We start from the raw sequence: 24063 nt of genomic DNA on the forward strand, positions 1-24063 counted from the left end.
AGTGAAGGACAACCCTTCGACAAGCGCAGGGTGAACGGGCCTTCGACAAGCTCAGGGTGAACGGGAGAAGAGGGGGAAACTTTAGACCTCCACCACGTCCTGTTCAATCGCGCCAAAGATCGAACGGCCTGCCGCATCGCGCATTTCGATCCGCACGCTGTCGCCGGCCTGCATGAACGGCGTCACTGCCGCGCCGCCAGCAATGGTTTCGATCATGCGGATTTCGGCAATGCACGAATATCCCGCACCCCCTGCCGAAACCGGGGTGCCCGCGCCGCCATCGGCCCCCTTGTTCGATACCGTGCCGCTGCCGATCACAGTGCCCGCGCCAAGGTTGCGGGTTTTCGCCGCGTGGGCGACCAGTTGCGCCAGATTGAAGGTCGCATCCTGCCCGGCGTTCGCGCGCCCGAATGGCGCACCGTTCAAATCCACCATCAACGGCAGATGGATCAGGCTGTCGGCCCATGCTTCGCCCAATTCGTCAGGCGTTACCGCCACCGGAGAAAACGCGCTGGCGGGCTTGGACTGGAAGAAGCCGAAACCCTTTTCCAGTTCTGCCGGGATCAACCCGCGAAGGCTCACGTCATTCACCAGCATCAGCAGCTTGATGTGCCCTGCCGCGTCGTCCGCCGAAACGCCCATCGGCACATCATCGGTGATAACCGCAATCTCGCCCTCCATGTCGCAGCCCCACGCGGGATCGGCCAAGGGTATCGGCCCACGCGGCGGTAGGAAAGCGTCCGATCCGCCCTGATACATCAGCGGGTCGGTGTAGAAGCTGTCGGGAACCTTGCTCCCGCGTGCCTTCCGGACGAGTTCGACATGGTTGATATAGGCGCTGCCATCGGCCCATTGGTAGGCGCGCGGCAGCGGCGAATGCGCCTGCCTTTCGTGGAAGCGTTCGCACGGCACGGTTTCATGCTCGACATCGCGGGCCAGCACTTCCAGTTGCGGCGCGATCCGTTCCCAATCATCCAGCGCGGCTTGCAGGGTGGGGGCGATATATCCTGCCGCGCAGCAGCGGGTGAGGTCTTTGGATACCACCACCAATTTGCCATCGCGGGTGCCGTTGTTGATCGTTGCGAGTTTCATGTCTGGCCTCTTTCCGGGGAATCGATCTGGTTATCGGGATGCGCGTTGATGAACGCGGGCAGGGCAAGGCAGGCGGCCTCGATCCGGGTCATGTGCGGGCTGGCTGACAGGTCGTAATCGAACCGCCGCGCATTGGCGAGTTGCGGGATCAGCACCACTTCAAACAGGCCGGGCGCGTCGCCGTGGAGGAAATCGCCGGTCGTGAGCTGCGCCAACCGCGCCTCCACCGGCTTGAGCGTGCGCGCCAGCCAGTGGCGATACCACACGTTGATTTCATCCTGCGTGTGGCCGAGCGGGTCTTTGAGATATTTGAGCACCGGCAGGTTGTTGATCGCGTGAATCTCGGTCGCGATGCCGTAGGTCAACTCGCGCACCGTGTAGCGGGATTCGATGTCTTTCGGCAGCAACGCAGGCTCAGGATAGGCTTCGTCGAGCCATTCGAGCAGCGCCATCGACTGCGCCCGGTCACGCCCGTCAGCCTCCAGCATGGGGAGCGATCCGAACGGGTTGCGCGCCGTAAAGGCGGCGTCCTTGTTTGCGCCCGTGACGAGGTTCACCGGAATATTCTCGAACGCCAGCCCTTTGAGGTTCAGCGCGATCCTCAGGCGGTAGGAGGTCGAGGAGCGGAAGTAGCCGTAGAGTTTGATAGGTGAACCCTCCTTCGTCATTGCGAGCCTGCCAAGCGGGCGCGGCAATCCAGCATCCGCCGGTTCCGGTCTTGCGCCGCTCTTGATTGCCGCACGGCTGCGCCGCTCGCAATGACGAACATCATCAGAACGCTGCAATCCCGGTGATGGCGCGGCCCAGAATCAGCGCGTGGACATCATGTGTGCCTTCGTAGGTGTTGACCGTTTCCAGGTTCACCATGTGGCGGATCACCTGATATTCTTCGGAAATGCCGTTGCCGCCATGCATATCACGCGCCGCGCGGGCGATATCCAATGCCTTGCCGACATTGTTGCGTTTAACGATCGAAATCATGTCGGGGGCGAACCGGCCTTCGTCGATCAAGCGGCCAACGCGCAAGGATGCTTGCAGGCCCAGCGCAATATCGCTCATCATGTCAGCGAGTTTTTTCTGGAACAATTGCGTCGCGGCAAGCGGGCGCCCGAACTGCTGGCGATCCAGCCCATATTGGCGCGCCGCGGCAAGGCAGAACTCGGCCGCGCCCATCGCGCCCCACGAAATGCCGTAACGCGCGCGGTTGAGGCAGCCGAACGGGCCTTTCAACCCTTCGACATTGGGTAGCAGCGCGGATGCCGGCACGCGCACGTCTTCCATCACGATCATCCCGGTGGTGGAGGCACGAAGGCTGATCTTGCCCTTGATCTTGGGCGCGGAAAGCCCCGCCATGCCCTTTTCCAGCACAAACCCGCGGATCGCGCCGCCGTGGGTATCGGATTTAGCCCAGACCACGAACACATCGGCAAATGGCGCGTTGGAAATCCAGGTCTTGCTGCCGGAAATGACGTAATCATCACCGTCGCGCCTCGCGTGGGTTTTCATGCCGCCGGGATCGCTGCCCGCATCGGGTTCGGTCAGACCAAAACAGCCGATCAATTCGCCGCTGGCGAGGCCGGGCAGATATTGGCGGCGCTGTTCGTCCGATCCATAGGCATAGATCGGATGCATCACGAGGCTGGATTGCACGCTCGCCATCGAACGGTATCCGCTGTCCACCCGCTCAATCTCGCGCGCGATCAGCCCGTAGGCGACATAGCTTGCGCCCGCGCCGCCAAGTTCTTCGGGCAGGGTCGCGCCGAGCAGCCCGGCCTTGCCCATCAGCGGGAAAAGTTCGGGCGCGTCTGTTTCCTCGCGGAAGGCGTCGATCACGCGCGGTTGCAGTTCACTTTGGGCGAAACCGTGGGCGGCGTCGCGGATCATCCGCTCTTCCTCGGTCAGCTGGCTTTCAAGGTCGAAGGGGTCTTGCCAGTTGAACGCGGAAAGGCGCGAAGTGGGCGGTTGCGAAGTGTCTGGCGAGGTGCCGTGCACGGGGATGCTCCTGCTGTTCATGCTTCACAGCCATTGCAGGCTTCAAGCTGCGGGGCAAGGGGGGCAGCGGGGCGGAAGAGCGCGCCGCACAGTGCCGGTCAGGCGGGCGCGAGCAGGCGGCAGGCGGCATCGAGCAGATCGGCCGGGGGGCAGGGTTTGTGGACGGTTACGGCGCGCGGGAAGCGGGCGGCGAGTTCGCGCGATTCATCGTGTCCGGAATACAGGATTACCGGCACATCATCGTCAATCAGGGTTTGCGCCAGTTCGTAAGTCAGCCCGTCGGCCAGCTCAATATCGAGGATGGCGAGATCGGGTTTGTGTTTCTGGCAGGCGAGCAGCGCGGCAGAAATGCCCGCGTGCGGCCCTTCGATCTCGTAGCCCGCTTCCTCGAAGGTATCGCACAGGTCGACAGCGGTGATGAATTCATCCTCAGCCACCAATATCCGCAAGCCCATCCACCCTCTCCCCGCGTCAGCGACTCCCCCGAAGAGCGGGAATGTAACACGGATTGGGGGTCAGGCTTGCGGAATATTATCCATTCCTGCCAAATTTGTCAGTGAAGGCCGCTTCGTCGCCCGCTGCGAGCAGTTTGGCCTGTTCGATCCACTGGTCGCGGGTGATGCGGCCCTTGAACCGGCCCAGCTCGGCATCAATGCGTTCGACATCCGCATCGCTCCACGCGGCGATCTGCGCGTAGGAGGTGATGCCAAGTTCGCCCAGCAGCGTCACCAGCTTGGGGCCGACGCCTTTGATGCGGGTGAGATCGTCGGCGACAGCAGGCGTGGGTGCGGGGGCAGGCATGGGCATGGGAACCGGGACAGGCTCCGCCATCACCTTTACCGCCGCCGGAGCCGCATCGATCAACGCCTGATTACGGCGCGCTTTTTCAGCGCCTTCGTCCAGCACGTCGCGGGCGAGGGCGCTGCCATCTTCGACCACCTTCGCCTTGCGGTTGCGGCGGGTAAGCAGCCACACCGCCACGACGAGCAGCGCAAGGCCCAGCAGGATCAGCGGCAGGGCGGTAGAAAAATCAAGGGACATGGCGCGGTAATCTCCGGCAAAAGGGAATCAATCGCTGCGACCTTAGCAGGCGCACCCGCTTGCGCCCAAGCCCCTTGACGCCCCTTGACGCGCCTCAGCCGCCCTTCATGCTGCCAGCGAGTGCGTTCAACCGCAGGAATTCCTGCCGCCAGAAATTGTCCTGCCCACCTGCGAGCGTGCCGATATCGCTGAAGCCAAAGCCGTTCATCAATTCATCCCCGCGCAGCACCTGGCCGTAGGCGGCGACCGCTGCGGCGAAGGCGAAATCGCCTTGCGGGGCGGCGGCGGCTTTGAACGCGCTGGACGCCACCACCTGTTCGATCAGTTTCGAGGTGTCGCTTGTCGGCAATTTGTAGCGCAGCTTGACGGTCGCGGCCTCGGCCAGCTTGGCCTGCGCGGCGGCGGCGGGCGCATCTTCATACTTGCGCGGCGCGATCCAGCCCTTGCTGCCAACGGGGACGACTTCGTAAATCGCTGTCACCTGATGGCCCGCGCCAATGTCACCCGCATCGACCCGGTCATTGTCGAAATCTTCCTCGCGAAGCGCGCGGTTCTCATACCCGACCAGCCGGTATTGCGCGATCACGGCGGGGTTGAATTCGACCTGGATTTTCACATCCTTGGCGATGGTGAACAGCGTGCTCGACATTTCTTCGCCCAGCACCTTTTTCGCTTCGAGCGCAGAATCGATATAGGCGTAGTTGCCGTTACCCTTGTTGGCGACCTGCTCCATCATCGCTTCGTTGTAATTGCCCTGCCCAAAGCCCAATGTGGTCAGCGTGATGCCGCTGTCGCGCTTGGTCTCGATCAGTTCGATCAGCGCCTTGGTGCTGGAGACGCCGACATTGAAATCGCCGTCGGTGGCAAGGATCACGCGGTTGACCCCACCACGCACGAAATTGTCCTCGGCAACCCGATACGCCAGTTCGATCCCCGCGCCGCCTGCGGTAGAGCCGCCCGCGCTCAGGCTGTCGAGCGCGCGGCGGATTGTGGCGGTGTCATTGGTGGGTTCGAGCACAAGGCCCGCGGCCCCTGCATAGACCACGATCGAAACCCTGTCCTGCGGCGACAATTCGCCCGCAAGGCCAGCCAGCGCGGTTTTGACCAGCGGCAGCTTATCCGGGCTGTTCATTGATCCCGATACGTCCATCAGGAACACGAGGTTGGCGGGCGGGCGTTCTTCGCTGTCGATATCATACCCGCGCAGCCCGATCCGCATCAGGTAGGAACTAGCATTCCACGGGCTTTTCGCGACATCGGTGGTGACGGTAAACGGCTGGCTGCGATCTTTGGGCTTGGCATAATCATAGCGGAAATAGTTGATCATCTCCTCGGTGCGCACCGCGTCCTTGGGCGGCATCATGCCTTGGGTCAGGAACCGCCGGGCATTGGCATAGGCCCCGGTATCGACATCGACCGAGAAGGTGGACACGGGTTCAATCACGGTCAGTTTGACGGGGGATACTTCCTTGCCGTCATATTGCTCACGCCCCGGATCGGTGGCGACGATGACCGGCGGCACAAAATAACTGCGCTCTGCGGCAACTGCATCGCCGCGCACCCGCGAACCTGTGACCACCACCATCTCTTGCGGCGCATAGGCGACGGTCGGCAGCGGCGGCGGTGGAGGCGGCGGAGCGACCACCGGCGGCGGCGGCGGAGCCTTTGCCAGTTCTTCGGGCGCTTTGCTGGCGCAACCTGCAATCACAGCGCACAGCGCCGCCATTCCTACCAACCGAACTGCGCGCATCAATTTTCTCCCCACAACCTGAGCGATGCCCGAAAATCACGCCGCAGCCGTGAATAGCGACTGAACGTGCGCGGGTTACGGCAGGTCGTTTACGGGATCGGGGACAACCTGCTTGCGGAACAACACCTTGTCCTCCTCACCAAACCCGCGCCGCCAGATGACGAAGGCATAGGTGGCCAGCACCGCCGGAACGCCGAACAGCAGCTCGATCCATTCGGGCACGAAGGTGAAGGCATAGCCCACTACCACCGCAGGCGCAGCGGCATAGACCAGCGCCCAGCGCCAGTTCGAAACCGGGGCCTTGAGCAGATGTTTGAGCATCAGCGCCTTGATCAGGCTGGATACCGCCAGCGCAATCAACAACGCGCCCGCTGCGCTGGCCGCCTCGTAGCCTGCGCCCAGTCCGTAACGCCCGGCCAGCTGGATCAGCACGATGGTCAGCGCCGCTTGCAACGCGATGATCCCGACCGAAATCGCCAGATTGCGTTTGCGCGCGATATAGACCAGCACGCTTTCCGACACGACCGCCATCGATGCCGCGACCTCGGCCGCCAGCAGCAACGACAGCGCCGCCGTGCCCGCGACATAATCCGGCCCCCACAGGCCCATTACCGCTTCGCCCGGCATGCCCAGCACCAGCGCGATGCCCAATTGCACCGCGATGATCCAGAACCCCACCTGCCGCACCTGCGCAGCAATCGCGCCCATATTGCCGATCCGCAGGTTCTTGGTGATGACCGGCGACAGGATCGGTTCAAAACTGGTTTTCAGCTTTTGCGGCAGGCTGGCGATTTGCTGGGCGGCGTAATAGATGCCGACCGCCGATGGCGGGGCGAACAGGCCGAGGATGAAGATATCGAGCAACCGTGTGCCGCGCTCAATCGCATCGGCCCCCACCAGCGGGAAAGCGCGGCTCGACATCGCCAGCATCGCGCGGCCCTGCGGCTGCCAGCCTTTGGGCAGGCCATAGCTGCGCAGGAACGGCCATAATGCGGTCAGCAACCCGGCATAGATCGACGCGATATACGCCAGCGCCAGCCCCGCATCGCGGGTGGCGGGGATGAAAAAGAACACCCCGGCGGCAATCGAAATCGTCCACGGTTCGACAATCGCGCGCGCGCGCACCGTGGTGGCGATATCGAACCGGTAAGCCTGCGCGGCGAGCAAAATCTCGGTCACGGCAAAGGCGGGGATGGCGGCGATCAGCCAGATATCCAGCGGGCTGTTCATGCCGTTGGGGAACATCGGTTCAGGAAAGGCCAGCAGCAGCAGCGCGGCGACGGTTGAATAGGCCAGCGCCAGCACAATGCCATCATAGACCAGATTGGTTTCGGCAGCGCGGTTGTCACCCGCGCCCACCGATAGCCGCTGCGCCAGCCCGCGTTTTTCGCCGAGCGAACAGATCAGCGCGATAATCTCGATCAGCACCAATGCCGATGCAAAGCGGCCCAGCGTCTCGGCCCCATAAAGGCGCGTTGCGATCACCAGAAACGGGATGCGCGCTACCAGCCGGATGGCGAAACCCATGGTATTGGTGCGCCCGCCCTTGGCCAGCGTGGCCAGATCATCGCCGCCCTTGTCAGGCGCGGCGGCGGGCGCGTCGGCGGGCGGCGTGCTCACGCCTCGATATCCTTCGCGTCGCTTTCCAGTTCAGCGCGCAAGGGGCGGGCGAGCAGTTCGGCCACCACTGCGCGCGCGCTTTCCCCGGTCAGGATCGCATCGACCGCGGCAACAATCGGCATCGCGATCCCGCGTTCGGCTGCGATTGCGGCGAGCACAGGGGCGGTGTGCGCGCCTTCGGCCACGGTGCGGCGGTCAGCCATCAGGGCGGCGGGGTTGGCACCTTCGCCAAGCGCTTTGCCCAGCGAAAAATTGCGGCTGGCTGTGGATGAACAGGTCAGCACCAGATCGCCCAGCCCGCACAGGCCCGCAAGCGTTTCGCCCTGCGCGCCCAGCGCCTCACCAAAGCGCAGCATTTCGGCATAGCCGCGGGCGATCAGCGCGGCGCGGGCGTTCTGGCCCAAGGCCAGCCCGTCCACCACTCCGCAGGCGATGGCGAGCACATTCTTGACCGCGCCGCCAATCTCCGCGCCGGTCACATCGTCGCTGTAATAGGGGCGGAACGCGGGCCGTGCGATGGCGGGGGCGATCCGTTCCCACTGCTCGCCGCCGCCGCTGCACGCCAGCGTCACGGCGGTGGGCAGGCCAGCGGCGACTTCATGCGCAAAGGTTGGCCCGGACAGCACGGCGATGGCGCTGCCGGGGCAGGCCGCGCGCGCGACATCGTTCATCAACCGGCCGCTGCCCGCCTCGATCCCCTTGGAACACAGCACCAGATCGCGCGGTGGGCGGGGGAGGCCCGCCAGAACCCGGCCCAGCACCTGCGCTGGAGTAACAACCAGCACGGTATCGATCGCGGCGAAATCCGCCAGATTGCCGGTGGCGCGGATGGTGGGGGCAAGGCTGGCCGATGGCAGATACAGCGGGTTGCGATGATCGGTATTGATCGCGGCGACCACTTCCGGCTCGAACGCCCAGACCAGCACCTTGCGCCCGTCGCTCGCCAACATCTGCGCGAGCGCAGTGCCCCATGCGCCTGCGCCGATGACGCCGATAGTTTCGCGCCCAATCATGCCTTTACCCCCGCTCCGCGCGCTGTTTCTGCCTGCGTATCAAGCGGCCAGCGCGGGCGCGCGACGAAATCGAGTGGGTCGCCGGTGAAGTTTGCGCCAGCGCCCCATTTCTCTGCCGCCAGCCGCTCGCACCCCGCCCAGGCGATCATCGCGGCATTATCGGTGCACAGTGCCAGCGGCGGCGCGGTAAAGCGCATCGCGTGCCGGTGCGCGAAGGTTTCAAGCGCGGCGCGCACGGTCTGGTTGGCCGCCACCCCGCCCGCCACCACCAGCGCCGGAAACGGCCCTGCGCGGGTCAGGGCATAGTCCAGCCGATCAATCAGGCAATCGACGGCGGCCGCTTGAAAACTCGCGGCGATATCGGCGGGGTCATGCGCGCCGCTTTCTACCGCCCGCAGCACCGCGCTTTTCAGGCCCGCGAAGGAGAAATGCGGTTCGCTCGATCCCTTCAGCGGGCGCGGCAGGGGAACCGCCTTGGGGTCGCCCGCGCGCGCCAGCCGTTCCACCGCAGGCCCGCCCGGATAGCCGAGGCCGAGCAGCTTGGCGGTCTTGTCAAACGCTTCGCCCAGCGCATCGTCAATCGTGGTGGCAAGGCGGCGATATTTCCCGACCCCGTCCACCGCCAGGATCTGGCAATGCCCGCCCGATACCAGCAGCAGCAGATAGGGGAACGCAAGGCCCGCGTCCGCCAGCCTTGGGGACAGCGCGTGGCCTTCCAGATGGTTGATCGCCAGCAGCGGCTTGCCCGATGCCATCGCCAGCGCCTTGGCGCTCACCAGACCGATCATCACCCCGCCGATCAACCCCGGCCCGGCGGTGGCGGCAATCGCATCGACATCATCCAGCGTCAGCCCCGCTTGCCCCATCACGGCTTCGATCATGGGCGCGACCCGTTCGGCGTGGGCGCGCGCGGCGATTTCGGGGACGACCCCGCCATAGGGCGCGTGTTCGGCTTCCTGACTCGCGATGGCTTGCGCAATGATCGTGCGATCTGCGCGCACCAGTGCCACGGCGGTTTCATCGCAGCTCGATTCGATCCCGAGCACGATTGGCCCGAGGCCTGTGGCGTCAGAGGTGTGCGTTGCCGATCCCATCCCGCTTCCATCTAGACTTTGTGAAGGCTAGAGCAAGTAAAGCTATGAACGAAGCACCCCAAACCGCCCCTCGCCTGCGACTGGGCACCCGCAATTCCCCGCTTGCGATGGCGCAGGCGGTTGAAGCGCGCGCGCGGCTGTGCGCTGCCCACGGTTGGGGAGAGGACGCGGTTGAACTCGTCCCCGTGCTGGCGAGCGGCGACAAGGTGCTCGACCGGCCGCTGTCTGAAATCGGCGGAAAGGCGCTGTGGACCAAGGAACTCGATCAATGGCTCGGCGAAGGGCGGATCGACTTGTCGGTGCATTCGGCCAAGGATGTCGAAACGATCCGGCCCGATGCGTTCCATTTCGCAGCGCTCCTGCCGCGCGCTGACCGGCGCGATAGCCTGGTGGGGGCAGCCAGCATTGCCGCGATCCCTGAAGGCGCGACTGTCGGCACCAGCGCCCCGCGCCGCGCCGCGCAATTGCTCAACCTGCGGCCCGATTGCCGGGTGGTGACGTTGCGCGGCAATGTCGCGACGCGGCTGGCGAAATTGCAGGCGGGGGAGGTCGACGTGACCTTCCTTGCCGCCGCCGGATTGGAACGGCTGGGGCAGAGCAGTGTCGGCCACCCGCTTAGCCAAGGCGAATGGATCCCCGCCGCAGCCCAAGGCGTGATTGCGATTGAATGCCGCACCGATGATGCGGCCACCACCGCGCTGCTCGCCGCGATTGACGATGCGCCGACGCGCGCGGAACTGGAGGCCGAACGCGCGTTGCTGGCGCAGCTGGGCGGCACCTGCCATTCGCCGGTCGCGGTGCTGTGCGAAACGGCGCGCGGCGCGCTCGCGATGCGCGCCGCGCTGTTCAGCCCTGATGGGGCCGAGCGGATAGAAGGCACCGCCACCTTTGCGCCCGGCGATCATGCGCCGATCCGCGCGCTCGCTGCTGATCTGCTGGCGCGCGCCACGCCGGGGATTGCCCCGCATTTCCGCAAGCACCAATGACCGCGCACAGCCTCGCGCTGCGGCCTGAACCGGGCCTTTCCGCGACGCTCGACAAAGCCCGCGCGATGGGCCTCGCGATCACCGGCCACGCGTTGTCGCAAATCCGGCCCGTGGGCTGGGATTGTCCCGATCCTGCGGGGATCGACGGCTTGCTGATCGGCAGCGCCAATGCGTTTCTGCATGGCGGGCCGAACCTCGCGCGGCTGACCGGCAAGCCGGTGTTTGCCGTGGGGGAGGCCACCGCCGATGCCGCGCGCGCGGCGGGCTTTGTCGTGGCGATGGTGGGCAGCGGCGGGTTGCAAGGCGTGCTCGATGCGGTACCCGCACCCCGCCACCTGCTGCGCATCGCGGGTGAGGAGCGCGTTGCGCTGACCGCGCCCGCTGGCGTGACCTTTGACGAAGTGATTGCCTATCGCAGCGTGCCCCTGCCGCTTGATCCGGCGGCACCGCTGCTGCGGGCAGGCGGCACGCTGGTGCTGCTCCATTCCGCCGCCACCGCGCGGCATTTCGCGGCGGAATGCGACCGGCTCGGCCTCGCCCGCAGCGCCGTTACGCTCGCCGCGCTTGGGCCGCGGATTGCGGCGGCAGCGGGGGGAGGCTGGGCCGCTGTCCACACCGCCGCCCACCCGGATGAAGCCGCGTTGCTGGAAATGGTGTTTGACTTGTGCAACAAGCCGCGCTCCATTCCCGTTTCCCCGCCCTGCAAGCCGTAATCGCGGCGGCGGCGCGGCAATAGCAATCAGGGTCGCAGAACGGATCAAAATGGCACCGGACTACGCAAGCCTCCGAAGGCCGCCTTCGGGCAGAGGCATCATCATTGCTGCACTGGCCGCGTTTATCGCGGGCGGGCTGCTGGTGGGCTATATGATGTGGAACAATTTCCAGCCGGAGCGCGCCGATGTGCCGAATGCTTCGCCCCCCGTCGCAGCCGATCCGGCACCCACCGCTGCGCCAAGCGCTGCGTTGCCGGGGAGACTTGCCGCGCTGGAGGATGCAACCAAGGCTGAACAGGCCGTTGAACGCGTCGCCGAACAGCAAGGCGGGCTGAATCAGCGGCTGGCGGCGGCGGAACAGCGCCTGACCCAGCTTGATCTGCAAGCGCAGGCGGCGGCAGGCAATGCCGCGCGCGCCGAAAGCCTGCTGATCGCCTTTGCCACCCGCCGCGCGGTCGAACGCGGGGCGGAACTGGGATACCTTTCCGATCAGTTACGGCTGCGGTTTGGCGATCAATGGCCCAATGCGGTGGCCACCATTATCGAATTTTCGCGCAATCCAATCCGGCTGGATGGGCTGGTCGCTCGGCTAGAAGGGTTGGGGCCGCAGCTGCGCGAAAGCAGCGATGGGCCATCATGGGCCTCGTTCCAGCGCGAGCTGAGCCAGTTGTTCGTGTTCCGGCGTGAAAGCACCCCATCGCCAGAACCGAAACGGCGGCTGGAACGCGCGCGCTGGGCGCTGGAACAGGGTCGCTATCAGAACGCGATTGATGAAGTGAAGGGGATGCCCGGCGCGGACAAGGCCGAAACCTGGATCGCCGATGCTGAACGTTTTCGCAAGGCGATGGAAGCGCTGGAGGTGATCGAAACCGCCGCCGTGCTCGATCAGCGCGGCCTGCGCGACGGGGCGGGCAACCCGGTGCGGCAATTGAGCAGCCCGCTGGTTATGCCCTGAGGATCGCAGGCAAATCGCCCGCCACCCCGCGCGCTTCGTCCATGAAAAAGCTCTTGAGCATGGGCGTGCGCTGCACCGCTGCCATGCCCAGCCGCCGCACCGCCGATGCGGTCTTGCCCCGCACCCCGAACAGCCGGGTTAGCCCATCGGTCGCCAGCGCCACCATGAAGCTATCAAGCCCGCGCCAGTTCTCATACCGCTTGAGCAATTCGGGATCGCCCGAATCAAGGCCGAGCCGCGCGCCTTCGCCCAGCACTTCGGCCAGCGCGCCCACGTCTCTCAGGCCAAGGTTCAGCCCCTGTCCCGCAATCGGGTGAATGCCATGCGCCGCATCGCCGATCAGCGCGAGCCGTTGTGCCGTGATCTTGGCGGTGTGGTGGAAGCCGAGCGGGTAGGATGAGCGCGCACCGACGCTGAGCACCTTGCCCAGCACCCCGCCCATGCGTTTTTCCACCTCGGCCAGAAACGCCCGGTCGCCCAGCTTCATCACGCCCGCGCCGTCGGCCTCGGACACCGTCCACACCAGCGATGATCGGTGGGTGCCGTCGGCGTCATCGCGCATTGGCAGCAGCGCAAACGGCCCGGCGGGGTAGAAGATTTCCCACGCGACATTGTCATGCGGCTTTTCGTGCGTCAGCCCGGTGATGATCGCACGGTGTTTGTAATCCCACTTGGCGATGGTGATGCCCGCCTGATCCCGCGTCGGCGATTGGCGGCCCTCGGCAGCGATCATCAACCGGCCTTTGAGCTTGCGCTCATCAGCCAACACGGCGGCGACGCCATATTCGCTGCGCTGGCGTTCGGTGACGTTGGCCTTGGCGGTCCAGTGGATCAGCGGTTCCTTGGCCGCAGCTTCAAACAATGCGAGCCTGAGCCGCCGGTTGGGCAGCATCCGCCCCAGCGTGCCGCCTTCGGGGCCGGGTTCGAAATCCAGCCTTCCGGGCTTGTTCTGATCGGTCACTGCGATGCTGGCGATGTCGCAGGCGAATTGGTCAAGACCATCGGCGATCCCGATATTTTCAAACAGGTGCCAACTGGCGGTGGAAATCGCGGTGGCGCGGTCGTCAAACCCTTCGGCGGTCAGTTCCGCCGGGTCGGCGCGGTCGATCACGTGGCTCGACAAGCCCTTTGTCGCGGCGGCGAGCGCCATCGTCATCCCGCCCAAGCCTCCACCAAGGATCACGAGGTCGCGGGTTTCATTTTCAGGCTTGGTCACGGGTTCGCTCCGATTGCGAAGATTGCGCGCGCAGCCTAGAGGGTTGGCTGTGTCCCGCGCAAGAACCTTCCCGCTTTTGGTCCGTCAATTCGCTGCATGCTGGCTTGCACTGATCGCAAGTGTAATGCTGGCCGCGGCGGCCCATGCGCAGGAACCGGAGCGCCGGGCGCTCTATGGCGATCAGAATATCGCGGTGACGTTGTTTGCCGATGGCGCGCCTGAGGCGGGCAGGGAATGGATGCTGGCGCTGCGTTTCACGCCCAGCGCGCACGAATGGCACGGATATTGGTCCAACCCCGGTGATGCGGGGCAGGGGATGAAGCTGACTCTTGATCTGCCCGCAGGCTGGCAGGTGGGTGAGGCGCGCTATCCGGTGCCGCAGCGGCTGACCATCAGCGGGCTGATGAATCACATTTATGAAGGCACTTACGCCGTTCTGGTGCCGGTAATTGTGCCGCCGGGCGCGGGTGTTGGCGCGCTGCCGCGCATCACCGGTCATGTCGAATACCTCGCCTGCACCGACAAGATTTGCGTGCCGCAGGATGCGCTGCTCGACGCGCGCCAAGGCGGTGATTTCGCGCGCTGGCGGGCGCAGGTGACGCCGCCGCTTAGCGCCGCGGCGGATTTCGCGATCACGCGCAGCGCCTTGCGACTGGCGATCCCCTTGCCCGCCAGCGTGACGCTCAACGATCCGCACGTGTTCATCAGCAACGCCAATCTGGTCGATTACGCCGCCCCGCAGACCTTCCGCCGTGCGGGCGATGTGCTGACGGTGGAGATTCCGCTGGCCGACTACCGCCCCGATACGCCGAGCGCGGTCGGCGGGATTCTGGCGTTTGATGCGGGCGCGGGGGTGGAATTTGGCGCGATCCCCGGCGACGTGCCGAACGGGGGCGATCTGGTCGCCGGGCCGCAGGGCGCGCTGATCCCGCCACTGTGGACGCTGGTGCTGGGCGCGCTGGCGGGCGGCCTGCTGCTCAACATCATGCCCTGCGTGTTCCCGATCCTGAGCCTCAAGGCGCTGAGCCTCGTGCGTGCAGGTGGCAGTGAGGCGCACGCGCGCGCCGAGGGGCTGGCCTATACCGCAGGCGTGGTGATCGCGAGCCTTGCCTTGGGCGCGGTGATGCTGGCCTTGCGCGCGGCGGGTGAGCAGGTGGGCTGGGCGTTTCAATTGCAGGAACCGGGCGTGGTGGTGGCGCTGTTGGTTCTGGCGGCGGTGATCACCGCGAACTTTGCCGGGGTGTTTGAACTGCCCGCATTGCCCATCACCAGCGGGGGTCAGCCATCGGGCGCATTTGCCACCGGGTTGCTCGCCGCTTTCGTCGCCACCCCCTGCACCGGCCCGTTCATGGCGGCGGCACTGGGCGCGGCGCTGATGCTGCCCGTGCCGCAAGCCTTGCTGCTGTTCGCATTGCTGGGGCTGGGGCTGGCACTGCCGTTTCTGGCGCTCGGCTTTATTCCCGCACTGCGGCGGATGCTGCCGAGGCCGGGGCCGTGGATGGAGCGGTTCCGCCGGATCATGGCGATCCCGATGGGGCTGACCGCGCTGGCGCTGGTGTGGCTGACCGCGCAGGTTGGCGGGCGACCATTCGCGCTGATCGCGCTGTTGCTGGTGCTGGGCGTGATGATCGCGCTGTCGGTGGTCGGGCGGCTCCAGCGCAGCGGCAAGATGGCATGGCCCGCATTCGGCCTGATCGCCGCGCCGTTCCTGGTGGTGGCCGCGATTGCCCTGCCATCGACCTACGCGGTGAAGGGCAAGGAGGTGGCAGCAAGCATCCACAACCCCGCCGCCTTCCGCCGCGCGGCGCTCTCCGAAGCGCGCGCCAGCGGTAAGCCGGTGTTCGTGTGGTTCACCGCCGATTGGTGCGTCACCTGCAAGGTCAATGAAAGCGTCGCGATCGAACGCGAGGCGGTGCGCGATGCCTTTGCCGCAGCGGGCGTGGTGACGATGGTGGGCGATTGGACAGTGCGCGACGAAGCGATCACCGCCTTCCTGACCGAGCAGGGCGTGGCGGGCGTGCCGCTGTACCTGTGGTATGCACCGGGCGCCTCAGCGCCGCAGCAATTGCCGCAGGTGTTTACGCAGGATCTGCTGATTGATCTGGCCGACCAATCCCCCGGCACACCTCCACCAGCGCCAGCGGCAGCGGGCTCGGATTAAGCCGCACCAGCCCCGCGCCGGGAACGGTGGCGGTGGCTTCACGCGGGCCTTTGAAGGCGTCCCATCCGGGCGCGCTTGCGGGCACATCGCCCTGCCACATCAGCCTGTCCCCGCGCGGTGTCGCATCGACGGGGAAGCGCCCGATCCGGCCGTTGCCGATCAGCGCCAGCAGCGCCCCCGCGCCGCTATCAGCCGGGGCATGGCGGGTGATCCTGAGCGTGGCAGCAGCGGGCGTTTCGGCTCCGATGCATTCAATCGCCAGCAGCACCGGCTCACCCGGAGCGCCGTAAACCAGCCGCAGCGGGCCACCGCTCTGCGCCCATACCGCATCCGTGGTATCGGGGGAGGGCAGCGGGGTGGATGGCCCACCCGCATCTGGCATGATCGCCGCGCGCGCCACCGCCGCATCGGTCGGCGGCGGCTTGCACGCGGGCAGTGCCAGCGCAGCGATCAGCGCGGCGGCCAAGGCAGGTGTGCGCACCCCCATCACCGCGCCCGGATAAAGGAGCGGATATCGGCAGACAGCTTCGCGCGGTCTTCATCGCGAATATACATCATGTGCCCCGCATCATAGTAAGCCCAGGTGATCCGATCCTGCGGAATCCCGGTGCGTTTCAGCGAATATTCCGCGCCAAAAAACGGCGTGGCGAAATCATACCAGCCCTGCGCGTTGAACAGGCGCAACCCGCTGTTCTGCCGCATCGCCCGCCCGATCAGCGGGGCGACATTCAAATAGGCCTCACGCCCCTGACCGCCAAGGCTCCAATCCCAATGCCGCCCCGGTTCACGCCCGATCGACTGGTATTCGCGGGCCGTCTGATAGCCGAGGCTCTCACGCGCCCAGACATTGATCGCGGCGGTGTAGCCGGCATCAATCCCGTAAAAGCTGGGGTCATTATCGGGGCGTTCTCCGGCACTGTCGTAATCCACGCCGGTATAGCGCGAATCCAGCCGTCCGATGGTCTGCCCCCGGTCGCGCAGCAGTTCCTTGTAGAACCGCTGATCGGTGACGCGCAGGTTTGCCTGTTCCAGATAGGTTTCGGACAGCCCGGTGAGCCGCGCGAGTTCGCGGCGCACGGCGGCGCGTTCGTCGGCGGGCAGATCCTGCCCTTTCAGCAGCGCGCTGGCGAACGGGCCGATGGCGAACTGGCGCGCTTCTTCGGCGATGGCTGCGGCTGATGGCGCCTGCACCTTGCCATGGAAATAAGCCGCCGTCGCCATGCTGGGCAGGGTGACGATATAGGCCATTTCGTTGCCCGGTGTCGGTTCCCGCCCGGCAAAATCGAGGATGGTGGAGATCAGGATCAATCCGTTGAGGCCGACATCATTGAAGGTGCCGCCTTCCAATTCATCCACCACCATCGCGGTGCGGCTGGTGCCATAGCTTTCCCCGCCGATATATTTGGGGCTGTTCCAGCGGCCATTATCATTGAGCCAGCGGCGGATCACCTCAGCCACCGCGCGGCCATCCTGTTTCAACCCGTAATATTTCTTGGGATCGGTGCCCTCGGTCAGATAGCTGAACCCCGTGCCCGGCGGATCGATGAACACCAGATCGGCAACATCGAGCAGGCTGTCAGGGTTATCGAGCAGCGGATAGGGCGGCGCGCCATCATCGCGCGCGTCAGACGGGATCGCCACCCGCTTTGGCCCGAACGCGCCCATCTGCAACCACACCGATCCCGAACCCGGCCCGCCGTTGTAGATAAAGAACACCGGGCGCGATGGGTCAGCGGGGGTTTTGGCGTAGGACGTGGTGACGATCACCGCTTCGGGTTTGCCGTCATCGCTGGTCAGGATCGTGTCGGCAATGGTCGCGCGATAGGCAACGCGCTGCCCGCCGAAGGTGCCCGAAAGATCGCGGGTTTTGATTTGCGCGACCGGCGCGGCGGGCGTGGCAGCCTCAGATTTGGCGGCAGGCGCATCCTGCGCAGCGGCGGGCAGGGCAACAGCGGCGAGCGTGAGCGCGGCGAGGCGCAAGGGAAGCGAATGTTTCATGGCCGCAAGGAGTGGCAGGCTTGGCCGCGCGGTTCAAGTGCGCGGGTGATCAGGCGGCGCGGGGTTGCACAGTCAACTGCAACCCCAACGCGTCAAGCACGCCGAGGAGCGTTTCCAACGTCGGATTGCCGTCTTCCGACAACGCCCGATAGAGCGCCTGCCGTCCGAGACCGGATTTCTTGGCGATCTCGCTCATGCCTTTGGAGCGCGCAACATCGCCCAATGCGCGGGCGATATGTTTGGGGTCATTCCCCTCCATCGCCGCCTCGAGATAATAGAGGATATCTTCCTCCGTCTCGAGGTAGTTGGCGTGGTCAAAAACGTATGTCTTGAGCGGCACAGATCACGCAGCGGCATAAATCGCTGGACGGTAACGCGCTTTCGGGATCGTAAGGTTCCCAGCGCGCGCCGATTCCAGCCAAGCATCGACGGCCAATCGCGCCTCTGCGATTGCTTCTTCGGGGGTATCACCAAAGGCGGAGCATGATTTCAGATCAGGCACGTCCGCGACCCAGCATTCGTCACGCTGAGACCAGAACACATTAATATGGTAGCGGTGATTCATCACTTGCTCATTTCAAGGCCGAACTCTTCGACCATATCAAGAAACTGGTCGATTTGGTAGGGCTTCGCTTGGCCGCCACGCGGCTGAATGCTGAGGCGACGCGGAACAGCCGCGTGCTTGTAGATGTGGTGGCTTCCGTTGATGCGGTCAAGCTCAAACCCAAAGGCCGTGAGGATGCGCTCGAAATCGGCGAATCGCATGGCGGCGCGGGACTGGACGAGGCGCGTGTAGAGTTTTTCGAGTTGGGTCATTTTTCTTCAACCGTTGGATGATCGCCGCGCTTTATCACACGCTTGCGACCGAATGAATCAACCCAATCATGGTATTAGCGAGGCCGATTGACCGATTGCGGGGGACACCACCAAACGCGGATTGCTGACATTGCAAGGCTCTCCACTCTCGACTGCACATTAAATTCTGAGATGGTTTCATCAGAGTCATCAACTGCGGCAGCAGAGAAACAAGAGATTGCTTTCCATGGGAGATCTGGTGAAAGGTTTGGCTTATGCGGATTGTCCAGAGTTCCTTTTTGGTAACCGTCTCTGCGAAAGAAGGTGATCTGATCCGCAAGGCAAAGTGCGACAGCTACTGAAATCTTCGGTGTAGCTGCGGGAATAGCATCGTATTCGATTGCGCCAAAACGGGCCGATAGATTGTCTCCAGCTTCAATGGCTCCTGTTAAGTAGGAGAGGGCTTCGTCGAAGGCGTCGATGGTTTGCGCGTTCGTCGTCCCCTTGGGCAAAGAAACCCCCAACGAAGCAAGAAAAATCCGTGTGAAGTGGATTTTGAAGCGAATGAGGCGGTTTCCACCAATAATTTGTCGAAGCGGATGGCTAAGCTTTTTGGGGGCCTTCAGAAGCTTCCGATCGTTCTTGCGACGTGCAATGACCTTGCTGTCGTAGTCCCAATCGTACGTCCTCCAAGCCTCACATGACCTGACCGTCAAGTTGCGGATCAGGAAAAAATCAGTTTCATTATTTTGAGACCAATCAGGCCCCGCCCACTTTGCAAGTTCAAGGACAGCTTCGTGATATCTTTCCGGGATCGCAGCTGTGGCCGGCGGACGCCATAGTGGCGTCACTCCTTTAAAAAAATCGCTGTCTATAGCCTCTGGAATTGGTGGGTGTCGTCCCATCTCAAGCCTTCCCGCCCCTCCACTTCGCCCGCACCTTCCCATACCGCGTCTTGCGCGTCCCCGGTTTCCCCTCGTTGCTCCGACCCACAATCGGAGCGCGCTTCTCGCCGTCCGGAATCCCCAACTCGTCCGCTTCCAGCCGCCGGATTTCGTCGCGCAACCGGCCTGCTTCTTCGAATTCAAGGTTCGCCGCCGCGTCGCGCATCCGTTTTTCGAGGTCTTCGATGTAGCTGCGCAGGTTGTGGCCGACGAGGTTGTTGCGCGCATCATCGCCGGTATCCACCAGCACGCTATCCTGCGCCGCCGTATGCGCGACGATGTCGTGGATGTTGCGCTTGATCGACAGCGGCGTGATGCCGTGTTCCTTGTTGAACTCTTCCTGCTTGGAACGGCGCCGGTCAGTCTCTGCCAGCGCCCGCTCCATGCTGCCGGTCACGCGGTCGGCATAGAGGATCACCCGGCCATCGACATTGCGCGCGGCGCGGCCGATGGTCTGGATCAGGCTCGTCTCGCTGCGCAAAAACCCTTCCTTGTCCGCGTCAAGGATCGCCACCAGCCCGCATTCGGGGATGTCCAGCCCTTCGCGCAGCAGGTTGATCCCGATCAGCACGTCATAAACGCCGAGCCTGAGGTCACGGATCAGCTCGATGCGTTCGAGCGTTTCGACGTCCGAGTGCATATAGCGCACCCGCACGCCCGCCTCGTGCATGAATTCGGTGAGGTCTTCGGCCATACGCTTGGTCAGGGTAGTGACGAGCGTGCGATAACCCTTGGCTGCGGTGGCTTTGCATTCGACGATGCAATCCTGCACCTGATCTTCGACCGGGCGGATTTCCACCGGCGGATCGATCAACCCGGTGGGGCGGATCACCTGTTCGGCGAACACCCCGCCGGTCTGCTCCATTTCCCAATGCCCCGGCGTGGCGGAGACGGCAAAGGTTTGCGGACGCATCGCGTCCCATTCGTTGAAGCGCAAGGGGCGGTTGTCGATGCAGGATGGCAGGCGGAAGCCATATTCGGCCAGCGTCAGCTTGCGGCGATGATCGCCCTTCGCCATCGCGCCGATCTGCGGCACGGTCTGGTGACTTTCATCGACGAATAGCAGCGCGTTTTCAGGCAGATATTCGAACAAGGTTGGCGGGGGTTCACCGGGGAGCCGCCCGGTGAGGAAGCGGCTGTAATTCTCGATCCCCGCGCAGCTTCCTGTCGCCGCGATCATTTCCAGATCGAAATGCGTGCGCTGTTCCAGCCGCTGGCGTTCGAGCAGTTTGCCTTCGGCCTCCAGTTCTTTGAGCCGTTCTTCCAGCTCGAATTTGATCGCGGCGGCGGCCTGCTTCATCGTCGGCCCCGGTGTGACGTAGTGCGAATTGGCATAGACCCGCACCTTCTCAAGGCTCGCGCCCTTGCTGCCGGTCAACGGGTCAAACTCGGCAATATCCTCGATCTCGTCGCCGAAGAAACTGATGCGCCACGCCATGTCTTCATAGTGCGACGGGAAGACTTCGAGGTTGTCGCCGCGCACGCGGAAGGTGCCGCGCGTGAACGCCGCGTCGTTGCGCTTGTATTGCAGCGCCACCAGCTTGCGGATCAATTCGCGCTGATCGACCGTTTCGCCCGCCTTGATGTCGAAAATCATCGCTGAGTAAGTTTCGACCGAGCCGATGCCATAGAGGCACGATACCGAGGCAACGATGATCACGTCATCGCGTTCGAGCAAGCTACGGGTGGCCGAATGGCGCATCCGGTCGATCGCTTCGTTTACCGAGGATTCCTTCTCGATATAGGTGTCAGACCGCGGCACGTAGGCTTCGGGCTGGTAATAATCGTAGTAGGAAACGAAATATTCGACCGCGTTTTCGGGAAAGAAGCTTTTGAATTCGCCATATAACTGCGCGGCGAGGATTTTGTTGGGCGCAAGGATCAATGCGGGGCGTTGCAGCGTTTCGATCACCTTGGCCATGGTGAAGGTCTTGCCCGATCCGGTCACGCCCAGCAGCACCTGCGTTTTCTCGCCCGCCAGCGCGCTTTGCGTCAATTCGGCAATCGCGGTCGGTTGATCGCCTGCGGGTTCGTATTCGGACACCAGTTTGAACGGGATGCCGCCCATCGACTTGTCGGGGCGGGCAGGGCGGTGGGGGGTGAAGTCCGCGCCCGTGTCGGGCTCGTCCAACCCCCTGCGGATCACGAGTTCGGCCATGCATCGCCATATGCGGCGTCGCGCGGCGGTTGTGAAGGGCCGCGAGGCTGGCCGGATGCGCAATTTTGCAGGGTCGGCGCGGATGAATTGTGACATTTCAGCGAAGGTTCATCCGCTGCGTGGCTTAGAGGCGCATATGGCTCCGTTGCGCTCCGTTCCTGAAATGCCTCGCCTGCCCGGCCCGTGGATGGCAGCCGCCGTTGCGGCCGGGGCTGGCGCGCGGCAGGCCTATGCGGCCAGCGCCTTTGCACGGCGCGTGGCGCTGGCGCGTGAAGTCATCCCTGAAGAACACGAAGCGGGCAAGCCCCGGCTGGTACGGATGCTGGCAGAGGCTGACATCCTGCTCGAACCGCTGCGCCGCCCCCGCCGCACACTGGAAATCGCGCCCAGCGCCAACCCGCAGACGGCGATGATTCTGCCCGGTTTTGGCACGCGCCCGGGCCGGATGCGCTATCTCGCGCGGCAGCTTGAGGCGGCGGGCCATGTTGCCAAACGCTGGGGGCAGGGCCGCAACTGGGGGCCGGATCAACAGCGATTTGAATTGTTGGAGGCGCGGCTGCTCGATCTGCACGCGCGCCACGGGCGCAAGGTGGTGCTGATCGGCTGGAGCCTGGGCGGGCTTTATGCGCGCGAACTGGCCAAACGTCAGCCGCACGCGGTGGCCAAGGTAATCACCATGGGATCGCCGTTTTCGGGCAGCCCGCGCGCCAATAATGTCTGGCGCGCCTATCAGTTCATCACCGGCCATTCGGTCGATGCGCCGCCGATCGAGGCGGAACTGGCGGTCAAGCCTCCGGTGGAAACGGTCGCTTTGTGGAGCGCCAATGACGGCGCGATTGCCCCGCGCTGCGCGGCAGGCCGACCGGGCGAGCGCGACCGCGCGATTGCGGTGCGCTGCACCCACATGGGCTTTACCTATGAACCGCAGGTGATCCATGCCGTGCTGAGCGAGCTTGAAATTACCCGCTAAGCCGCGCTGGCGCAGCAAAGTTGCAGGTGGTCAAGCAACCGCTTTCCTTTTGTGAAACCGCGGTTACATTGCTGCAGTGCACATATTTGCGCACACACGGCGAACTAGCGGGGGTCAATGCACGCAAGCAGCGGCAATTTTGACGAGATGTTCGATGGCGGCGGCCATACAAGGCCGGCCTATGCCGAATACTGCCGTTGGTATGATGAGCAGCCCGGCGAATTCCTGCGCCGCAAAAACCGTGAGGCGGATGACGCCTTCCGCCGCACCGGGATCACCTTCAATGTCTATGGCGAGAACGAGGCGGAAGAACGCCTGATCCCGTTCGACATGGTGCCGCGCATCATCACTGCGGCCGAATGGCGCAAGCTGTCGCGCGGGATCGAACAGCGGGTGCGCGCGCTCAATTCGTTCCTGTATGATCTCTATCATCGGCAGGAAATCGTGCGCGCGGGCCGTCTGCCCGAACGCTTGCTGCGCGGCAATGATGCGTGGCTGGCGAACATGGTTGGCTTCACCCCGCCGGGCGGGATTTACACCCACATTGTCGGCATCGATCTGGTGCGCACCGGGCCGGACGAGTTTTTCGTGCTCGAAGACAACGCGCGCACGCCTTCGGGCGTGTCCTATATGCTCGAAAACCGCGAAACGATGATGGGGATGTTCCCCGATCTGTTCAGCCGGATCGCGGTGGAAAGCGTGTCGAACTATCCGCGCCGCCTCGCGCGCAGCCTGGCCGCCTGCGCGCCGCCCGCTTTTGCCGGGGGTAAGCCCACGGTCGCGGTGCTGACGCCGGGGATTTATAACTCGGCCTATTTCGAACACGCCTTTCTGGCCGATCAGATGGGGGCCGAACTGGTCGAAGGCAGCGACCTGCGGGTGGTCGGGGGCAGGGTGCAGATGCGCACCACGCTGGGATACAAGCCGATCGACGTGCTCTACCGCCGGGTCGATGATGATTACCTCGATCCGCTGACCTTCAATCCCGATTCTGCGCTGGGCGTGCCGGGGATCATGGATGTGTACCGCGCGGGCGGGATCACCATCGCCAATGCGCCGGGGACGGGCGTGGCCGATGACAAGGCGATTTACAGCTTCATGCCCGAAATCGTCGAATTCTATACCGGCGAAAAGCCGCTGCTGCCCAATGTCCAGACCTGGCGTTGCGCGGACAAGGATGCGCTTGCCTATGTGCTCGACAACCTTGCCGAACTGGTGGTGAAGGAAGTTCACGGATCGGGCGGATACGGGATGCTGATCGGGCCGACATCATCGAAGCGTGAAATCGCCGCCTTCCGTGAAAAGCTGATCGCGCGGCCCGATAACTACATCGCGCAGCCGACATTGGCGCTGTCGACCTGCCCGATTTACACAGCCAAGGGCCTGTCACCGCGCCATCTTGATCTGCGCCCCTTCGTGCTGGTTTCGCCCGAAGGGATCGACATTACGCCCGGCGGGCTGACGCGGGTGGCGTTGAAAAAGGGATCGCTGGTGGTCAACTCCTCGCAAGGGGGCGGCACCAAGGATACCTGGGTGCTGAAGGACTGACATGGAGGACAACCCCG

At 64.2% G+C, this 24063-nt stretch carries 23 protein-coding genes; 6 read left to right on the top strand and 17 right to left on the bottom strand.

Annotation, left to right across the window (positions count from 1 at the left end):
* Positions 1-81 precede the first annotated feature (81 nt).
* From ABIE62_RS01835 to tsaD, 9 genes are all read right to left on the bottom strand, one after another.
* Positions 82-1092: a fumarylacetoacetate hydrolase family protein gene (locus ABIE62_RS01835; RefSeq protein ID WP_354323060.1), complete on the bottom strand. Its 1011-nt coding sequence runs from the start codon at positions 1090-1092 to the stop codon at positions 82-84.
* Positions 1089-1760 (bottom strand): maleylacetoacetate isomerase, encoded by a 672-nt coding sequence (gene maiA / locus ABIE62_RS01840; RefSeq protein WP_354323062.1) that lies wholly within the window; start codon positions 1758-1760, stop codon positions 1089-1091. Before maiA ends, ABIE62_RS01835 begins: the two co-directional genes overlap by 4 nt.
* A 103-nt stretch (positions 1761-1863) precedes the next feature.
* Entirely contained in the window at positions 1864-3105 is a 1242-nt protein-coding gene (locus tag ABIE62_RS01845; RefSeq protein WP_354323064.1) for an acyl-CoA dehydrogenase, read from the bottom strand.
* Between the two features lie 77 nt (positions 3106-3182).
* The gene (locus ABIE62_RS01850) at positions 3183-3539 is read right to left on the bottom strand and encodes a response regulator (protein WP_354323065.1); all 357 of its coding nucleotides are present in this window, start codon (positions 3537-3539) and stop codon (positions 3183-3185) included.
* Positions 3540-3615: 76 nt separating this feature from the next.
* A complete protein-coding gene (locus ABIE62_RS01855; protein WP_354323067.1) occupies positions 3616-4125 on the bottom strand; it encodes a helix-hairpin-helix domain-containing protein in 510 nt (169 codons plus the stop codon).
* A gap of 94 nt (positions 4126-4219) precedes the next feature.
* Positions 4220-5875: a vWA domain-containing protein gene (locus ABIE62_RS01860; protein ID WP_354323069.1), complete on the bottom strand. Its 1656-nt coding sequence runs from the start codon at positions 5873-5875 to the stop codon at positions 4220-4222.
* Between the two features lie 75 nt (positions 5876-5950).
* The gene (locus ABIE62_RS01865) at positions 5951-7495 is read right to left on the bottom strand and encodes a lipopolysaccharide biosynthesis protein (RefSeq protein WP_354323071.1); all 1545 of its coding nucleotides are present in this window, start codon (positions 7493-7495) and stop codon (positions 5951-5953) included.
* On the bottom strand, positions 7492-8508 hold the full coding sequence (locus tag ABIE62_RS01870) for an NAD(P)H-dependent glycerol-3-phosphate dehydrogenase (RefSeq protein WP_354323072.1): 1017 nt from the start codon (positions 8506-8508) through the stop codon (positions 7492-7494). Before ABIE62_RS01870 ends, ABIE62_RS01865 begins: the two co-directional genes overlap by 4 nt.
* On the bottom strand, positions 8505-9602 hold the full coding sequence (gene tsaD, locus ABIE62_RS01875; protein ID WP_354323073.1) for a tRNA (adenosine(37)-N6)-threonylcarbamoyltransferase complex transferase subunit TsaD: 1098 nt from the start codon (positions 9600-9602) through the stop codon (positions 8505-8507). Before tsaD ends, ABIE62_RS01870 begins: the two co-directional genes overlap by 4 nt.
* Before the next feature lie 44 nt (positions 9603-9646).
* Between tsaD and hemC the strand changes: the two genes are divergently transcribed.
* The 3 genes from hemC to ABIE62_RS01890 are packed head-to-tail and all read left to right on the top strand — an operon-like array spanning position 9647 to position 12256.
* Positions 9647-10588, top strand: coding sequence for a hydroxymethylbilane synthase (gene hemC, locus ABIE62_RS01880; protein WP_354323075.1), 942 nt, complete (start codon positions 9647-9649; stop codon positions 10586-10588).
* Complete coding sequence (locus tag ABIE62_RS01885; protein WP_354323077.1) at positions 10585-11301, top strand: uroporphyrinogen-III synthase; 717 nt, start codon at positions 10585-10587, stop codon at positions 11299-11301. Before hemC ends, ABIE62_RS01885 begins: the two co-directional genes overlap by 4 nt.
* 49 nt (positions 11302-11350) lie before the next feature.
* Positions 11351-12256 (top strand): hypothetical protein, encoded by a 906-nt coding sequence (locus tag ABIE62_RS01890; protein ID WP_354323079.1) that lies wholly within the window; start codon positions 11351-11353, stop codon positions 12254-12256.
* On the opposite strand, the gene ABIE62_RS01895 is transcribed toward ABIE62_RS01890, so the two are convergent.
* On the bottom strand, positions 12246-13412 hold the full coding sequence (locus ABIE62_RS01895) for an FAD-dependent monooxygenase (RefSeq protein WP_454184779.1): 1167 nt from the start codon (positions 13410-13412) through the stop codon (positions 12246-12248). The two genes, ABIE62_RS01890 and ABIE62_RS01895, sit on opposite strands and share 11 nt — an antisense overlap.
* A 184-nt stretch (positions 13413-13596) precedes the next feature.
* On the opposite strand from ABIE62_RS01895, the gene ABIE62_RS01900 reads away from it, so the two are divergent.
* Positions 13597-15633, top strand: coding sequence for a protein-disulfide reductase DsbD family protein (locus tag ABIE62_RS01900; protein ID WP_354323083.1), 2037 nt, complete (start codon positions 13597-13599; stop codon positions 15631-15633).
* On the opposite strand, the gene ABIE62_RS01905 is transcribed toward ABIE62_RS01900, so the two are convergent.
* The 7 genes from ABIE62_RS01905 to uvrB form a co-directional block, all read right to left on the bottom strand.
* Positions 15551-16120 (bottom strand): hypothetical protein, encoded by a 570-nt coding sequence (locus ABIE62_RS01905; protein ID WP_354323085.1) that lies wholly within the window; start codon positions 16118-16120, stop codon positions 15551-15553. The two genes, ABIE62_RS01900 and ABIE62_RS01905, sit on opposite strands and share 83 nt — an antisense overlap.
* Positions 16120-17631 (bottom strand): S10 family peptidase, encoded by a 1512-nt coding sequence (locus ABIE62_RS01910; RefSeq protein WP_354323087.1) that lies wholly within the window; start codon positions 17629-17631, stop codon positions 16120-16122. The genes ABIE62_RS01905 and ABIE62_RS01910 overlap by 1 nt, the downstream gene beginning before the upstream one ends.
* Positions 17632-17680: 49 nt before the next feature.
* Complete coding sequence (locus ABIE62_RS01915) at positions 17681-17971, bottom strand: addiction module antidote protein (RefSeq protein WP_354323089.1); 291 nt, start codon at positions 17969-17971, stop codon at positions 17681-17683.
* 3 nt (positions 17972-17974) lie between these two features.
* Positions 17975-18196, bottom strand: a complete 222-nt coding sequence (locus tag ABIE62_RS01920; RefSeq protein WP_354323091.1) for a type II toxin-antitoxin system HicB family antitoxin — start codon at positions 18194-18196, stop codon at positions 17975-17977.
* Entirely contained in the window at positions 18196-18447 is a 252-nt protein-coding gene (locus ABIE62_RS01925) for a type II toxin-antitoxin system HicA family toxin (protein WP_354323093.1), read from the bottom strand. Before ABIE62_RS01925 ends, ABIE62_RS01920 begins: the two co-directional genes overlap by 1 nt.
* A gap of 74 nt (positions 18448-18521) precedes the next feature.
* On the bottom strand, positions 18522-19331 hold the full coding sequence (locus ABIE62_RS01930; RefSeq protein ID WP_354323095.1) for a hypothetical protein: 810 nt from the start codon (positions 19329-19331) through the stop codon (positions 18522-18524).
* 1 nt (position 19332) lies between these two features.
* Positions 19333-21528 carry an excinuclease ABC subunit UvrB gene (gene uvrB / locus ABIE62_RS01935; protein ID WP_354323096.1) on the bottom strand — a complete coding sequence of 732 codons (2196 nt, stop codon included), beginning with the start codon at positions 21526-21528 and terminating at the stop codon, positions 19333-19335.
* A 163-nt stretch (positions 21529-21691) separates the two neighbouring features.
* Between uvrB and ABIE62_RS01940 the strand changes: the two genes are divergently transcribed.
* Positions 21692-22498: an esterase/lipase family protein gene (locus ABIE62_RS01940; RefSeq protein WP_354323097.1), complete on the top strand. Its 807-nt coding sequence runs from the start codon at positions 21692-21694 to the stop codon at positions 22496-22498.
* Between the two features lie 117 nt (positions 22499-22615).
* Positions 22616-24046, top strand: coding sequence for a circularly permuted type 2 ATP-grasp protein (locus ABIE62_RS01945; RefSeq protein WP_354323099.1), 1431 nt, complete (start codon positions 22616-22618; stop codon positions 24044-24046).
* Positions 24047-24063 lie beyond the last annotated feature (17 nt).

Source organism: Porphyrobacter sp. MBR-155, assembly GCF_040547625.1.
Lineage (GTDB): Bacteria > Pseudomonadota > Alphaproteobacteria > Sphingomonadales > Sphingomonadaceae > Erythrobacter.

Bases quoted from the DNA above. Each gene is read 5' to 3' on its own strand.
- ABIE62_RS01835 (WP_354323060.1), bottom strand. From the start codon at position 1,092: ATGAAACTCGCAACGATCAACAACGGCACCCGCGATGGCAAATTGGTG.
- maiA (WP_354323062.1), bottom strand. From the start codon at position 1,760: ATGACGAAGGAGGGTTCACCTATCAAACTCTACGGCTACTTCCGCTCC.
- ABIE62_RS01845 (WP_354323064.1), bottom strand. From the start codon at position 3,105: ATGAACAGCAGGAGCATCCCCGTGCACGGCACCTCGCCAGACACTTCG.
- ABIE62_RS01850 (WP_354323065.1), bottom strand. From the start codon at position 3,539: ATGGGCTTGCGGATATTGGTGGCTGAGGATGAATTCATCACCGCTGTC.
- ABIE62_RS01855 (WP_354323067.1), bottom strand. From the start codon at position 4,125: ATGTCCCTTGATTTTTCTACCGCCCTGCCGCTGATCCTGCTGGGCCTT.
- ABIE62_RS01860 (WP_354323069.1), bottom strand. From the start codon at position 5,875: ATGCGCGCAGTTCGGTTGGTAGGAATGGCGGCGCTGTGCGCTGTGATT.
- ABIE62_RS01870 (WP_354323072.1), bottom strand. From the start codon at position 8,508: ATGATTGGGCGCGAAACTATCGGCGTCATCGGCGCAGGCGCATGGGGC.
- tsaD (WP_354323073.1), bottom strand. From the start codon at position 9,602: ATGGGATCGGCAACGCACACCTCTGACGCCACAGGCCTCGGGCCAATC.
- hemC (WP_354323075.1), top strand. From the start codon at position 9,647: ATGAACGAAGCACCCCAAACCGCCCCTCGCCTGCGACTGGGCACCCGC.
- ABIE62_RS01885 (WP_354323077.1), top strand. From the start codon at position 10,585: ATGACCGCGCACAGCCTCGCGCTGCGGCCTGAACCGGGCCTTTCCGCG.
- ABIE62_RS01890 (WP_354323079.1), top strand. From the start codon at position 11,351: ATGGCACCGGACTACGCAAGCCTCCGAAGGCCGCCTTCGGGCAGAGGC.
- ABIE62_RS01895 (WP_454184779.1), bottom strand. From the start codon at position 13,412: ATGACGATGGCGCTCGCCGCCGCGACAAAGGGCTTGTCGAGCCACGTG.
- ABIE62_RS01900 (WP_354323083.1), top strand. From the start codon at position 13,597: ATGCTGGCCGCGGCGGCCCATGCGCAGGAACCGGAGCGCCGGGCGCTC.
- ABIE62_RS01905 (WP_354323085.1), bottom strand. From the start codon at position 16,120: ATGGGGGTGCGCACACCTGCCTTGGCCGCCGCGCTGATCGCTGCGCTG.
- ABIE62_RS01910 (WP_354323087.1), bottom strand. From the start codon at position 17,631: ATGAAACATTCGCTTCCCTTGCGCCTCGCCGCGCTCACGCTCGCCGCT.
- ABIE62_RS01920 (WP_354323091.1), bottom strand. From the start codon at position 18,196: ATGAATCACCGCTACCATATTAATGTGTTCTGGTCTCAGCGTGACGAA.
- ABIE62_RS01925 (WP_354323093.1), bottom strand. From the start codon at position 18,447: ATGACCCAACTCGAAAAACTCTACACGCGCCTCGTCCAGTCCCGCGCC.
- ABIE62_RS01930 (WP_354323095.1), bottom strand. From the start codon at position 19,331: ATGGGACGACACCCACCAATTCCAGAGGCTATAGACAGCGATTTTTTT.
- uvrB (WP_354323096.1), bottom strand. From the start codon at position 21,528: ATGGCCGAACTCGTGATCCGCAGGGGGTTGGACGAGCCCGACACGGGC.
- ABIE62_RS01940 (WP_354323097.1), top strand. From the start codon at position 21,692: ATGCCTCGCCTGCCCGGCCCGTGGATGGCAGCCGCCGTTGCGGCCGGG.
- ABIE62_RS01945 (WP_354323099.1), top strand. From the start codon at position 22,616: ATGCACGCAAGCAGCGGCAATTTTGACGAGATGTTCGATGGCGGCGGC.